Source organism: Rhizobium rhododendri (genome assembly GCF_007000325.2).
Taxonomy (GTDB): domain Bacteria; phylum Pseudomonadota; class Alphaproteobacteria; order Rhizobiales; family Rhizobiaceae; genus Rhizobium; species Rhizobium rhododendri.
Genome location: NZ_CP117267.1, coordinates 3,439,389 through 3,453,525 on the forward strand (window position 1 = coordinate 3,439,389; position 14,137 = coordinate 3,453,525).

General features: G+C 61.3%; 12 protein-coding genes. 9 read left to right on the top strand and 3 right to left on the bottom strand.

All coding sequences use genetic code 11. From position 1 onward, the window contains the following. Positions 1-2: 2 nt before the first annotated feature. Complete coding sequence (locus tag PR018_RS16620; protein WP_142830133.1) at positions 3-1,025, bottom strand: GntR family transcriptional regulator; 1,023 nt, start codon at positions 1,023-1,025, stop codon at positions 3-5. A 187-nt stretch (positions 1,026-1,212) separates the two neighbouring features. On the opposite strand from PR018_RS16620, the gene PR018_RS16625 reads away from it, so the two are divergent. The 6 genes from PR018_RS16625 to PR018_RS16650 all read left to right on the top strand — a co-directional run bounded on the left by PR018_RS16625 (position 1,213) and on the right by PR018_RS16650 (position 8,188). Further along, positions 1,213-2,790, top strand: a complete 1,578-nt coding sequence (locus tag PR018_RS16625; protein WP_142830135.1) for an ABC transporter substrate-binding protein — start codon at positions 1,213-1,215, stop codon at positions 2,788-2,790. A 79-nt stretch (positions 2,791-2,869) separates the two neighbouring features. Then, on the top strand, positions 2,870-3,802 hold the full coding sequence (locus PR018_RS16630; RefSeq protein ID WP_244615369.1) for an ABC transporter permease: 933 nt from the start codon (positions 2,870-2,872) through the stop codon (positions 3,800-3,802). Continuing rightward, positions 3,799-4,650 carry an ABC transporter permease gene (locus PR018_RS16635; protein ID WP_142830139.1) on the top strand — a complete coding sequence of 284 codons (852 nt, stop codon included), beginning with the start codon at positions 3,799-3,801 and terminating at the stop codon, positions 4,648-4,650. Before PR018_RS16630 ends, PR018_RS16635 begins: the two co-directional genes overlap by 4 nt. Next, complete coding sequence (locus PR018_RS16640) at positions 4,650-5,648, top strand: ABC transporter ATP-binding protein (protein WP_142830258.1); 999 nt, start codon at positions 4,650-4,652, stop codon at positions 5,646-5,648. Before PR018_RS16635 ends, PR018_RS16640 begins: the two co-directional genes overlap by 1 nt. Beyond that, a complete protein-coding gene (locus tag PR018_RS16645) occupies positions 5,645-6,661 on the top strand; it encodes an ABC transporter ATP-binding protein (RefSeq protein WP_142830141.1) in 1,017 nt (338 codons plus the stop codon). Before PR018_RS16640 ends, PR018_RS16645 begins: the two co-directional genes overlap by 4 nt. A gap of 12 nt (positions 6,662-6,673) precedes the next feature. Further along, positions 6,674-8,188, top strand: a complete 1,515-nt coding sequence (locus PR018_RS16650) for a carboxypeptidase M32 (protein ID WP_142830143.1) — start codon at positions 6,674-6,676, stop codon at positions 8,186-8,188. Between the two features lie 22 nt (positions 8,189-8,210). Here PR018_RS16650 and PR018_RS16655 read toward each other — a convergent pair whose 3' ends face one another. Continuing rightward, a complete protein-coding gene (locus PR018_RS16655) occupies positions 8,211-8,762 on the bottom strand; it encodes a glutathione peroxidase (protein WP_142830145.1) in 552 nt (183 codons plus the stop codon). 332 nt (positions 8,763-9,094) lie between these two features. On the opposite strand from PR018_RS16655, the gene PR018_RS16660 reads away from it, so the two are divergent. From PR018_RS16660 to PR018_RS16670, 3 genes are all read left to right on the top strand, one after another. Next, the gene (locus PR018_RS16660) at positions 9,095-10,588 is read left to right on the top strand and encodes an MDR family MFS transporter (protein WP_142830147.1); all 1,494 of its coding nucleotides are present in this window, start codon (positions 9,095-9,097) and stop codon (positions 10,586-10,588) included. A 27-nt stretch (positions 10,589-10,615) separates the two neighbouring features. Beyond that, on the top strand, positions 10,616-12,064 hold the full coding sequence (locus tag PR018_RS16665) for an MFS transporter (protein ID WP_142830149.1): 1,449 nt from the start codon (positions 10,616-10,618) through the stop codon (positions 12,062-12,064). A 144-nt stretch (positions 12,065-12,208) separates the two neighbouring features. Beyond that, on the top strand, positions 12,209-12,529 hold the full coding sequence (locus PR018_RS16670) for a hypothetical protein (RefSeq protein ID WP_142830151.1): 321 nt from the start codon (positions 12,209-12,211) through the stop codon (positions 12,527-12,529). A 27-nt stretch (positions 12,530-12,556) separates the two neighbouring features. Here PR018_RS16670 and PR018_RS16675 read toward each other — a convergent pair whose 3' ends face one another. Continuing rightward, on the bottom strand, positions 12,557-14,074 hold the full coding sequence (locus PR018_RS16675; RefSeq protein WP_142830153.1) for a sensor histidine kinase: 1,518 nt from the start codon (positions 14,072-14,074) through the stop codon (positions 12,557-12,559). Positions 14,075-14,137 lie beyond the last annotated feature (63 nt).

Genomic DNA, 14,137 nt, shown 5'->3' on the forward strand with positions numbered 1-14,137 from the left:
CTTTAGCTCTGAACGATCGGCGCCGGTACGATGACGGGGGCTGGCGGCACTTCTGTGGGCGGCTGCGCGACGCCTGCGGCACGGATGATGGGCACGATGACCCGCTCGATATCAGCGGTATCGGGTGCATGGCGGTATTCGATTGCCTGTATGCCGGCCGGCGCGCGGCCGACGGCACCCTCGGCACCAGAGGCATAGATCACGACGCTGGAGCGGCAAAGGAGCTCATCTAGCCCCGTCGTTTCCAGTGTCGCCGCAGCGATCTCTCCGACATGGGGCGCAAAGCGCTGCACGCCGCTCTTCATGATCGGCAGGAAATCGGGAAAACGGGAGACCACGGCAACCGATGCCAGCGAATCCAGCGCGGCGAGGGAGAGGCGCGTCTCCTCTGACGGCGTAAAGCTGATCGAAACCACCTTGGTGTTCGGCAGCAGGCCTGCGACTTCCCGATGTCGGTTGGCAAAGGTGATGGCAAGATCGGCAGAATTGGCGCGTGCCTTGGCACCCGTCTCCCGCTCGATGGCAGAAATGGTGAGCGGCTCGACAGTCACGCCGCGGCCCAGCCGCGCTGCGATGAAACGTGCATAGCTCGCCGTCGCCTCCGGAAAAAGCCCGACCATGACGATGCGCATCCGAGGGCCGATACTGTCTCGGTAGAAGATGCGCGAACTGATCATCGACACGAGTTCCGTCGCCCTGATGCCCAGCGAGTGGCTTTCGTCGATCAACTGTTCGATCTGGCGATGCAGGTTGGCTGTGTCGTTGCGCCCAGCAAGACGCGACTGGCGGCTTTCAGTGACAAAGGTGCCCGAGCCCGGTCGCGCGTCGATCAGACCGGCGACCTTCAGGTCGGCGTACACCTGGCTCACCGTCATCGGCGCAACGCCGATTTTCTCTGCAAGCTCGCGCACGGACGGCAAGGTCTCTCCGGGCGTCAGCTCGCCACAGGCAATGCCATATTCGATGAGGCCGTGGAGTTGCGTCCTCAGCGGGACGGGCAACTCGCGATCAATAAAGAACTCCATGTCAAGGCACAATCTGGCTGTTATAGTGAACTATGACGATTATCCTGCTCCGGCGAAATTGCTGTGTCAACCGGCTCCTTTGCAATAGTTGAACCCTATAAGAAAGCGATTGACTCCGCAGAAAACGCATGAAATCGTTATACCCTATAAGAACACTTCATGCGTTTATCAGAGCAAGGGGAATTCAATGAAAACGATCGCCAAGGCGGCCCTCGTCGCCGGACTTCTTCTGGGCACCAGCTTGTCGGCCCATGCCGTCGAGCGCGGCGGCACCCTGAATTACGGCCGCTACGCCGACAGCCTTTTCCTGGAACCCGTGCTCAACGACGCCAATGTCGATATCTGGGTCCTGTCCAATCTCTACGACACGCTGCTGTTGCCGACCGACGACGGCAAGGGCGTTCAGGCCGGTCTTGCGTCCGCCTGGAAGCTTGCCGATGACGGCCTCAGCGTCACACTGACGCTGCGCGACGGGATCAAGTTTTCCGATGGCACGCCGATCACCCCCCAGGACGTGGCCTGGTCGCTGAAGCGCGCCGCCAAGCCTGACAATGGCGAGTGGACCTTCATCGTCGGCTCCATCGGCGACGTGACGACGGAGGGCGACAAGACAGTTGTCATCAAGCTGAAGAACACCGATCCGGCGATCCTGACGGCGCTGACCGTCTTCAACACAGGCATCATGCCGCAAAAGGCATTCGAAGCCGCTGCCGGCACGACAGAGGCAGAAAAGGCCAAGGCCTTTGCCGAGCATCCGATCGGTTCCGGCCCGTTCATGCTGAAGTCCTGGGATCGCGGCTCGACCATGAAGCTGGTGCGAAACCCTTATTACTGGGGCATGGGCGAAGACGGTAAGCCGCTGCCTTATCTCGACGGCATCAACTTCGAAGTCATCCCGGACGATGCGACCCGCATCCTCAAGCTCAACTCCGGCGAGCTCGATGGCGCCGAGTTCATTCCCTATTCGCGCGTCGACGAGCTGAAGTCCGCCGGCAACCTGAACATGGAACTCTACCCTTCGACCCGCGTCCAGTACATCACGCTGAACACGCGGCCGCAGTTGAATGGTAAAGACAACCCGTTGTCGAACGCCAAGGTGCGCGAGGCAATGAACTATGCCGCCAACAAGGAAGCGATCATCCAGATCGTTACCCACGGCGTCGGCAAGCCGATGACCTCCTATATGTCATCAGCGACGCCGCTGCACACCGGCGACAAGCCGCTGTTCCCCTACGACATCGACAAGGCCAAGAGCCTGATGAAGGAAGCCGGCTTCGAAAGCGGCTTCTCGACGAGCCTGCTGGTTCTGGCCGGCAACCAGGATGAAATCGGCATCGCCACGGCCCTGCAGCAGATGTGGGCGCAGATCGGCATCAAGCTCGAGCTGCAGCAGGTCGACAATGCCAGCCGGACGGCGCAGTACCGGGCCGGCACGTTCGCGATGCGTGAATCTGCCTGGACCGACGATATCGCCGATCCGAACGAGATCACGTCCTACTTCGTCTACTCTCCGAATATCGGTGCGCTGCACACCGGCTGGAAGAGCGAAGAGGCCGACAAGCTGTTCGAGGCTTCCCAGAAGGAAATCGACGTGACCAAGCGTGCGGCCGACTATGCCCGCATCCAGGCGATCTACAACGCGGAAGGTCCGATCGTGCCGCTCTATGAGACGCCTTATCCGGTGGCGCTCAGCAAGAAGGTGCATGGCTTCCTGCAGATCCCGCTCGGCAACAACATCTTCACCAAGACCTGGCTCGATAAGTGAGATTGCGATTGTCGCAGGCTGCCCCGGCAGTCTGCGACATCCCTGATGTCACCTGGAATACGAGGGCGGCTCTTTGCCATTGTTCAGTTATATAGTCCGTCGCATTCTGCAGATGATCCCGACCATCGTGTTCATTCTGATCGTGACTTTCGTGTTGATCCGGCTTCTGCCCGGCGACCCAGCCAGCGCCATGCTCGGAGACCGCGCCCGGGATGCCGATGTCCTGCGCATCAATGCCAGCCTCGGCCTCGACAAACCCGTGATCGTGCAGTTTTTCTACTTTGTCCGTCGTATAGCCACCGGTGACCTCGGCGATTCGATCACGCTGAAGACACCGGTCGTCGATCTGATCGCGCAGCGAATGCCCGTCACTCTGATGTTGATCGGCATGGCTGCGGTGATTGCGCTGCTGCTTGCCGTGCCGCTCGCCTTCGTCGCCGCCCTTCGCCGCGAGAAGACCGCCGATACCGTCATCCGCGGCACCTTCCAGGTCGGGCTTTCCATGCCGGTGTTCTATATCGGCATCCTGCTGCTGACGCTGTTTGCCGCAAACCTCAAATGGTTTCCGGTCGGCGGCTATGGCGATACGTTCGGCAGCAAGCTCTACCACCTGTTCTTGCCCGCTCTGACTCTGGCCCTGAGCTTTGCCGCCGTGCTGATGCGCAACCTGCGCACCGCCATCATCGGCGTCATCAATGCCGAGTATGTCGATTTTGCTCGCTCAAAGGGTCTGAAATCCCGCGTCATTCTCATCCGTCACGTGCTACGTAACGCGCTTATCTCGACAATCACCCTGTTCGGCCTGCAAATCGGCTCGCTGCTTGGCGGCGGGGTCATTACCGAGACGGTGTTTGCGGTTCCCGGTGCGGGTCGCTTGATGATCGACAGTATCTACGGCCGCGATTATCCCGTGTTGCAGGGCCTCGCCATCGCGCTCGCCGTGCTGGTGTCGCTGACCTTCCTGGTGACCGATATCGTCCAGGCCTGGCTCGATCCGAGGGTGGCCCGATGAGTGCCGTCACCGATGCCCCGCGCGCGAAGTGGCGATTGAAGCCCCGGACATGGCCGAAGACGCTGGTCTTCGGCGGCCTCATCCTGCTGGCCAGCCTGCTGCTCGCCTTTTTCCCGTCGTGGTTCGCGCCCTACGATCCCATCGCCTTCGATTATAACGCGCTGCTGAAAGGTCCAACCTGGGCTCATCCGTTTGGCACCGACAGTTTCGGCCGCGATGTGCTGTCGCGGGTGATCCATGCCTATACGATCGACATGCAGATCGCCGTCTTTGCCACCACCGGCCCCTTCATCTTCGGGACCCTCGTCGGCGCCTTCGTAGGCTATGCCGGCGGGATAACCGAGATCATCTTCGGACGCATCGTCGATGCCGTCCTGACATTTCCGTTTCTGGTTCTGGTCATTGCCGTGGTTTCTGTCCTGGGGCCGGGGCTCGGCAACATGTATGTGGCGATCGGCGTCGTTGGCTGGGTGTTCTATGCCCGCATCGTCGCTGCCGAGGTCAAGGTTCAGAAGCGGCTGGATTACGCCGATGCCGGCCGGGTCATGGGCTACACGCCGACGCGCATCGTCTTCCGCCACCTGCTGCCGAACGCCATCACGCCGGCCATCGTCTACTGGATGACCGACATGGCGCTCGCCATCCTGCTCGGCTCCAGCCTCGGATATCTCGGCCTCGGTGCGCAGCCGCCGGCCTCCGAATGGGGCGTGCAGATCGCCGATGGCAAGAACTACATGACGACGGCTTGGTGGATCTCCGTTTTCCCCGGTGTCTCCATCGTCCTGACCGGACTGGGGTTCAGCCTCGCAGGCGATGGCGTCGCCGAACTTTTGAGGATACGCCGATGATGCCGGCAAGCGACAACAGCGGCCTGGTCGTCCGTGGACTGACCACCACATTCGACACCGCGCGTGGCACGGCAATCGCGGCAGCCGATGTCGATTTCGATGTCGCTCCCGGCGAGGTCGTCGGTCTGGTCGGCGAATCCGGCTCAGGAAAGAGCGTGACGCTCCGCTCCGTCATGCGGCTGATCCGTGAGCCGGGCAAGGTGACGGGACGCGTCGAATGGGGCGGTCGCGACCTGATGGCTATGTCCGACGAAGATCTGCGACGGGTTCGCGGCAGCGAAATTGCCATGATTTTCCAGGAGCCAATGACCGCGCTCAATCCGGTGCTGCCGGTCGGCCTGCAGATCGAGGAGAACCTGAGCGCTCATACCGGCCTCGACCGCCGCGCGCGTCGTGCCCGGGCGCTGGAGTTGATGACCATCGTCGGCATCCCAGACGCCGAACGGCGGCTGAACGAATATCCCCACCAGTTTTCCGGCGGCATGCGCCAGCGGGCGATGATTGCCATCGCGCTCGCCTGTTCGCCGAAGTTGCTGCTTGCCGATGAGCCAACGACGGCGCTCGATGTGACGATCCAAGACCAGATCCTGAAACTGCTTCTCGACCTCCGCGACCGACTCGCCATGAGCGTCGTGCTGGTCACTCACGATCTCGGCGTCGTGGCAGCCACTTGTGACCGGATGGCTGTCATGTATGCCGGACGGATCGTCGAAACCGGCACCGTCCTCGATGTGTTTGCCCAGCCGCGCCATCCCTATACCCGCGGCCTTCTCGGCTCCGTGCCACGCGGCCGTGCGGTGCGCACCATGCTGTCTTCCATCGATGGTACGCCGCCGAGCCTCACGGACCTGCCCGACGGCTGTGCCTTTCATCCGCGCTGCAGCTTCGCCACGGAACAATGTCGACGCGAGCGGCCGCCTTTGGCACCGGTCGCGCCGGGCAGAATGGCCGCCTGCTTCCACCATGACCGGGTCGCGGCCTCGGAGGCTATCCTATGAACACGGTAAGGCCGATCATATCCATCGATGGCGTCACCAAGCGCTTTGCAGGCCCCCATTCGCTCGCGCGCCGGCTGGCGGGCAAGCCGGCGCTTGCGGTTCATGCGCTCAGCGACGTCAACCTCGAGGTCAACAGCGGCGAGACACTGGGTATCGTCGGCGAATCCGGCTGCGGAAAGTCTACGCTGGCGCGCTGCATGGTTCGCCTGCTCGATCCGGACGGTGGTGCTATCCGCTTCGAGGGCAAGGATATTGCTGACCTGAAACCGTCGGAACGGCGTGGCTTCAACCGGCGCGTCCAGATGATCTTTCAAGATCCCTACAGCTCCCTCAACCCGCGCATGACCGTTGCCCAGATCATCGGCGAGGCGCTCGGGGTTCACAACATGCGGCCGAAGGCTGACATACCGGGCCGTATTGCCGAATTGCTCGAACTTGTGCGTCTGCCGCAGGACGCCGCCGGCCGTTATCCGCACGAATTCTCCGGCGGACAACGCCAGCGCATCGGCATTGCCCGCGCGCTCGCGGTCGAGCCCGAGGTCATCGTCGCCGACGAGCTAGTCTCGGCTCTCGACGTCTCCGTCCAGGCGCAGGTGGTCAACCTCTTGCTGCAACTGCAGGAACAGCTGCAGCTCACCGTGGTTTTCGTGGCCCACGACCTGAGGCTTGTGCGTCACATCTCGCATCGCGTCGCCGTCATGTACCTCGGTCAGGTCATGGAGGTGAGCCCGTCTGAGGCGCTGTTCACCTCGCCTCGCCACCCCTATTCCAAGGCCTTGCTGGATGCGGCGCCCGAGCTAGACCCGACCCGCCGTACGCGTACGGCTGCCACCCGTGGCGAACTGCCGAGCCCGATGAACCTGCCTGTCGGCTGCCCCTTTGCCGGCCGCTGTCCCCATGTCTTCGAGCGCTGCCTCGTCGAGCGACCCGTGCTGACGCCGCGTGGCAACGGCCAGTCCGCCGCCTGCCACCTGACCGAGTTCGGTGCACCCCAAACGCTATCCAACGCCTAGAGGCATTTTCCCATGAGTTTTGCTGTGTTCGAAACCGAAATTGCCCGGATCAACGACATCCTCTGTGCGGTGAACCTGCTTACGTGGGATTCCCGCACGATGATGCCGGCTGGTGGTGTCGAAGCGCGCGGCCAGCAGATCGCCACGCTGGTTGGCATCGCCCGCGATATGGCGACAGGCGACGAATTGCAACGTGCCATCGAGACGGCGCGCTCGGAGCTAGCGGGGGCACCATCGGATGATCTGCGCCTCGTCGCTGTCGAGCAGGCGGCAGCGTCTATCGCCAAGCTGTCGCGCATTCCGGCAAAGCTCGTTGCTGCCTCGACCACCCTGAAGACGCTGGCCCAGGCGGCCTGGGTCAAGGCCCGTGCCGCCAACGATTTTGCAGGCTTCGCGCCCGTCCTCGAGCGCACCATGGAAATGCAACGAGAGATCGCCGGCGCGCTTGGCTACGAGGAGCACCCGTATGACGCTCTCGTCGATACCTACGAGCCCGGCATGCGCTGGTCGAAGCTGCAGACGCTTTACGGGCAGCTGCAGAAATCGCTGATCCCGCTGCTGGCGCAGGCGAAAGAGGCGCGGGTGCGCAGTGAAATCCTCGATCGCGCTTATCCTGTCGAGAAACAGCGTGAGTTTTCCAGCTTGATGGCTACGCGGCTCGGCTACGATTTCGGTCGCGGCCGGCTTGATGACGCCGTGCATCCGTTCGAAATATCCTTCACCCGCTCCGATGTCCGCATCACCGGCCGTTTCCGTGAAACTTGGCTGCCGGGCGGCCTGTTTGCGGTCTGGCACGAGGCCGGCCACGGTCTCTACGAGCAGGGCATCTCGGAGCAGTTTTCGCGCTCGACCTTCACCACGGATTTCGTCAATCTCTACGCCGTCGGCGGCGCCAGCTTCGGCATGCACGAATCCCAGTCGCGGCTGCTGGAAAACCGCGTCGGCCGCTCGCGCCGGTTCTGGGACCTGCACTTCCATGAACTCAAGGCCGTTTTCCCTGAGCAGCTGTCGGATGTCTCGGTCGATGATTTCTGGCGTGTGATCAATGCCGCCCGCCCGAGCCTCATCCGCGTCGAGGCCGACGAACTGACCTATGATTTCCACATCATGCTGCGCTCGGAAATTGAGGCCGGCCTGATTGCCGGCGACACCCGGGTTGCCGACCTGCCGGAAATCTGGCGCGACAAGGTAAAGTCCTATCTCGGTCTCGATGTCCCCACGGATACGCTAGGCGTGCTGCAGGACGTGCATTGGTCATCGGGCATGGTCGGCTCCTTCCCGACCTACACAGTTGGCAACATCATGTCTTCGCAGCTGTTTTCCACGGCGCGGAAGGAGGCTGCCGTCGAAAAAGGCCTGGAGAGCGGTGACTACATGCCGCTGAAATCGTGGCTCCAGCACAATGTCCATCAACACGGGCGCTCGAAAAGCCCGGGCGATATCCTGGTGGCGGCCACCGGCTCGGACCTGTCGGCAGATGCCTATATTGCAGACCTGACCGCCAAGGTCGCCGACCTCACGGCCTGATCATCCAGAGGGGCGCCACGCATCAGGCGCTTTTTGCCAGTTCTTCGTCGAGCATGGAGAGCAGGCGCGGATCGTCCGGCGTGACATCCGGCGCAAAGCGCGCAACGACGCTACCATGACGGCCGATCAGGAATTTCTCGAAATTCCAGAGGACGTCGCTGGCGGCGCCCGTATCGACGCCGTAGCCCTTCAGCCTTTCGCGCATCGGGCCATCGCCGGTGGTCGGTACGGGGGAGGCTGTCAGCATTTTGTAGAGCGGGTGCTTGGCCGCGCCCTTGACTGAGATCTTGGAGAAAACCGGAAATTGCACGTCGTAGGTCGATTGGCAAAAGGTCATGATCTCGGCGTCCGAACCCGGCTCCTGCTCCTTGAAATCATTGGCAGGAAAGGCCGCAATGGTAAATCCACGGTCGCGCTTCGCCTCATAGAGTTTTTCCAGCGCTTCGTATTGGACGGTCAAGCCACATTTCGAAGCGACGTTGACGACCAGCAAGACCTGTCCGCGGTAGTCGTTCAGTGTTGCAGCACGGCCGTCTGCTCGCTTGAGCGGGATATCGAACAGGGTTTCGGGCACTGGTCTCTCCATAACAGGCTTCGTTCCGTCTTGCCCGCGATATGAGGGCGGCGACGGGGCGCTGTCAATCGCGGGCATCGATGGCCAAGAGGTCCCGCGACCGGTCGTCGGAAGCTGAAAATATGAAGTCTCCCTTGCTTTTGTCCGGCTTGCGATCTTGACTTCGAGACCAGGAAATATTCAATGCCCTACACGCTCTGGCAGGCCTATTGACGAGGAGATTCGCCTGCCTTTCCTCCTATTAAACTACCTAAAAATCCATTGTGAACGCGATGCCGTAGACAGGTCACCCGCCGTGTTCATCCGGACGTATGCGTGAGAAAGGAATGTCGATGACCGACTTCGTCGATCCATCGAAGCGGCCGCTGGTTGTCGGCGCCATCGTGCTTGCGACTTTTATGGTGGCGATCGAGGCGACCATCGTCGCTACCGCGATGCCGCGCATCGTCGGTGAGTTGGGCGGCTTCACCTACTACAGCTGGGTATTTTCGGCCTTCCTGCTCGCCCAGTCTACGACAACAATGATCTATGGCAAGCTGTCGGATATTTTTGGCCGCAAGCCGATCCTGATCGTTGGCATCCTGATCTTCCTCCTTGGCTCCGCACTTGCCGGTTTCGCCTGGTCGATGACTTCGCTGATCGTCTTCCGACTTGTCCAGGGTGTCGGTGCCGGCGCCATCCAGCCCGTGACCACGACAGTTGTCGGCGATCTCTACAAGCTCGAGGAGCGTGCCAAGGTCCAGGGCGTGCTTGCCAGCGTCTGGGCTATCTCGGCTGTGGTCGGACCTCTTGCCGGCGGGCTTATCGTCGATCATCTCTCCTGGGCCTGGATCTTCTGGATCAACCTGCCGCTCGGCGTGCTGACTATTGCCGGGTTCGTGCTTTTCCTGAAGGAGAAGATCGAGCCTCGCGTGGTCCACATCGATTATCTCGGCACGTTGCTGTTTTCTGTTTCCATCGTTTCGTTGCTGTTTATCCTGACAGAAACCGATGCCAGCGCCGCCGTCCTCGGCGGCTTTGGCCTGCTGTTCCTTGTCTCTGGCGTGCTGTTCCTGCTTCAGGAAGGACGGGCGCCGGAGCCGTTGATTTCGATCGCCCTTTGGAGCCGGCGACTGATCGCCACCAGCAATGCCGCGACGCTGCTGGCCGGCATGGCGTTGATCGGGCTCACGACGGTGCTGCCGATATACGTCCAGGGTGTGCTCGGCCGCTCTTCACTCGAGGCAGGTTTCACGCTGACGATGCTGATCGTCGGCTGGCCCCTGGCGGTGGTGATGTCGCCAAAACTGTTTCGCGCTTTCGGTATCCGCCGCACCTTGAGAGTCGGCAGCCTGCTGTTTCCGTTCGGGGCGATATTCCTGCTGTTCCTGACCCCCGAAAGCACCCCCATACCCGCCGGTGTCGGCGCTTTTTTGATGGGCTTCGGAATGGGATTGATCAGCCTCACCAGCATCGTTCTGGTGCAGGACAGCGTCGACTGGTCGGAGCGCGGCAGTGCAACGGCCTCGATCCTGTTTTCACGCAGCCTCGGCAATACGCTTGGCGCCACGGCGCTAGGTTCGATCCTCAATCTCGGCATTGCCCACTTCGGCAGCGGAGCGCTAGCCGAGAAGCTTCATGACGTCTTGAACCAGCCGACCGGCCTCTCAGATCTTTCTTCCAATCCTGCCATCAGGGCCGTTTTCAATTCTGCGCTGCACTGGAGTTTCTGGGGGGTCTTCGTGGTCGCTGCTTTGACATTTCTCACCACCTGGCTCATTCCGGTCAGCCATCGCGCCGGTGGCGCAGCGGCGAAGGTCGATGCGAAGGAAGCGATGTCACACTGATCGGCAAAGCCGGCCCGGAGTTGTTGAATGGCAGACGTATCGACGCGGCAAAAGACCGATCTCGCAGAAGCACCGAAAGCACGGTCGCTGCTGCTTGCACTGCTGGTCGCCGGCGCGTTCTTCATGGAAAACCTCGATGGCACGGTGATCGCCACTGCCCTGCCGCAGATGGCCACGTCCTTTGGCGTACGGCCCGTCGATCTCAATATCGGCATGAGCGCCTACCTGTTGACGCTCGGCATCTTCATTCCCATCAGCGGCTGGATCAGCGACCGGTTTGGCGCACGGCTGGTGTTCTCGTCTGCCGTGGTCGTCTTCACGCTGGCATCCGTACTCTGCGGATTTGCGGAGGGCATCGGGACGTTCGTTGCCATGCGGATCCTGCAAGGTATCGGCGGTGCGATGATGGTGCCGGTGGGCCGGTTGCTTGTGCTCAACAACACGCCGAAAGAAAAGCTGATTTCGGCCATCGCGACGATTACCTGGCCTGCGCTGGTGGCCCCCGTGCTCGGCCCGCCGCTTGGCGGGTTCCTCACCGATCATGCCAGCTGGCGCTGGATCTTCTTCCTCAATCTGCCGCTCGGCATCCTTGCCTTCGTCTTTGCCCTGATTCTGATTCCCAAGGGGCAGCATCAGGAGAAGCGGCCCTTCGACTGGACCGGCTTCGTCGCCAGCGGTTTTGGCCTGGCGTCTGTGATGTATGGTCTGGAACTGATTGGTCGAGCAAAGCCGGAATGGCTGTCAGCAGGCACCTATCTGGCGGTAGGACTTGTTCTGCTGACCGTGGCAATTCTCCACTTCCGTCGTAGCGCCCACCCGCTGATCGATTTTTCAGGCCTGAGCAAGCCGACATTTGCCGTCGCCTTGTGGGGGGGCTCGCTGTTTCGCATGGCGATCGGCGCGGTGCCGTTTTTGCTGCCGCTGATGTTCCAGGTCGGGTTCGGGCTTGGTGCCTTCGAGGCGGGGATGATGACGCTTGCGGTCTTTGCCGGCAATCTCCTGATAAAGCCCGCAACGACGCCGATCTTGCGACGATACGGCTTCCGCCGTGTGCTGCTGGTCAACGGCATCCTCAATGCGCTCTTCATCGCCGCCTGCGCGCTGTTCTCGCCGACATCGTCGTTGGCGTTTATCATCCCCGTGCTGTTTATCGGCGGGATGTGCCGCTCGATGCATTTCTCGGCTCTCAATACCATCGCCTTCGCAGATATTCCCAAGCCGCAGATGACTGGCGCCAACACGCTGTTCAGCACCGCCTTCCAGCTGACGATGGGCATGGGCATTGCACTCGGTGCCATCGGTATTCGCATCGGTCAGGTCTTGGCACCCCCGCTGGGTCTGGCCCTGCCGGCCATCGAGTTCCGCCTTGCCTTCGTCCTGCTTGGTCTCGTGGCGCTGTTGGCCACCGTCGACTGCTGGCGTCTCGCTCCCGATGCCGGGGCAAATGTTTCCAGGAAACCGGCGCAGGGCAAGTGACGATCGCTATGTGCCCTGTCGTTGCCGGCACCGAAGATAATCGGATGATAATTGCTGCGCCGTCGCTCGGAACAAGCCTGCGGCAAGCTTGCGGGCGATAGGGTCCGCCACCGATCAGTTCACGCCGAAATCTCTGGACGCATGATGAAAAGCCACCACCGTCTGCTCGCCATCTTGAGCGTTGCCATCTCCTTGTCCGCCTGCGTAGATCATATCGGCAAACCCCTCCTGCTGCCGGTCGGTACCCCGGCGCAGTTTCCCGGGGTGGTGCATGTCATGTGCGTTGGCGATGCCGACGCTGCCTACGACCGGCAGAAGGAAGAATTTGCCTACCGCGCCCGCATGAATGGCCCAGGAGTGTTGCCAAGCGAGGTGCCGGCCCAGGAAAGCCAGGCAGAGGCTGCGGCACGCATGAAATATATGTCCTGCGTCTCGAGCCAGGGATACCGCGCCGTCTTTAACTGACGCCTGTGGCTGGAGGCACGCTCAGGTTCACGAGAGTGGATTTGCCGGAAAGCGCATGGTGAATGCGGTTCCGTTCGCATTCTCATAGGAAAAAGTACCATTGATCTGGGCAACGAAACCAGTGATCAGCCGGCTGCCCATGCCCTTGTGCGTCAGTTCCGGATCGATGCCGGGCCCATCGTCACGCACTGTCAGAACTGCCATACCGTCGCTTTCGCTTTCCAGTTCCACAACGAGATGCCCGTCGGAGCGGCCGATAAAGGCGTATTTGAAGGCGTTTGAGACCACCTCGTTGATGATCATGCCGATAGGGAGAGCCTGGTCACGGTCCACGGAAATTGAGGTAAGCCGTGTTTCGATCGTGACCGCCGCGTCGTAGGAGGCGGCGATCTCCCCGACCAGTCGCTCCGTATAGGGGGCGACATCGACACGGTCGAACTGGTCCGTCTGGTAGATCTGTTCGTGAACCGCAATCATGGCTGCGATCCGCCGTTCCATATCGCCGCGCGCCTCCTTGGAGATAGGCTGAAGGCGGATCAGCGCCGATACGGCCTGCAGGTTGTTCTTCACGCGATGATGAATTTCCCGGAACAGAAACTGGTTGCGCTCCAGCAGCCGCTCGAGAACGGCGTTGCGTTCGGCAAAGGCATTCAACAAGGCGACAATCCAGATGGCGCTTGCGATGATCATCAGGATGATCGGCAGCCCGAAGATGAGTTGCGTGTCGAGGCCTGACCAGAACATCTGCAACGTCTGCGCGGTATCTATACCCGCAGTGGCGATCAGCGGCCATCCATCCACATGCCAGTAACCGACGATCCGCGCCACGCCATCCACCGGCGAGGCGCCGCTGCGATAATAGCCTTGCGGACTTTTCGGGAGGTGGACCGTGAAAAGCGGAGTCTGGCTGAAATCCATCGGCTTGTCGAAGGTCGGGTGGCGCGCCACCAGCCATCCGTCGGAGCGGATCACGCCGACGCTCGATTTCGGTCCGAGTTCCATGGAGTTCCAGAACTCGTCGAGCTTCTCGGTCGGAATGGCAATGCTCGCCACGCCGTGGAACTGCCCGTCGCGCTCGATGCGTCTTGCAATGATGAAAACCTGCTTCCCACTCAGCCGCTCCTGCAACTGCTCGGAAATGACCACTTCCCGACCGGCCTTCAACTGCTGGAAATACTCGCGATCGGCCACCGTGATGCCCGTTGCCTGCCGTACGCTCGAAAGACGCAGCGCGCCGTTTTGATCGTAGACGGAATATTGAAACCCGGAGGGCAGATCACCAACCGCCTGCGAGATGTCGGAAATCGTATTGGCGTTGGACTCGATCGGCTGTTCGTCGAGCTTTGCATCGATGCGCCTCAGCGCCTGGTCGCTGGCTTCAATCATCCATTGCAGATGAGCGGCAACCACGTGGGCAGAGGATTGCGCCCGAGCTTCGCCGGCCGCTATCGTGGCCTTGTAGTTTTGCCAGATCATGAGGCCGGAGAGGCTCAGGACGGCAACAAGAAACAGGCTGACGAGCACTACGGCCGACTTTGACGTCAACCGAGCTATCCGTCGCTCAGGACCATCCACTCCGCGAAATCTCCCCGTGCAAATCGCTTGCTG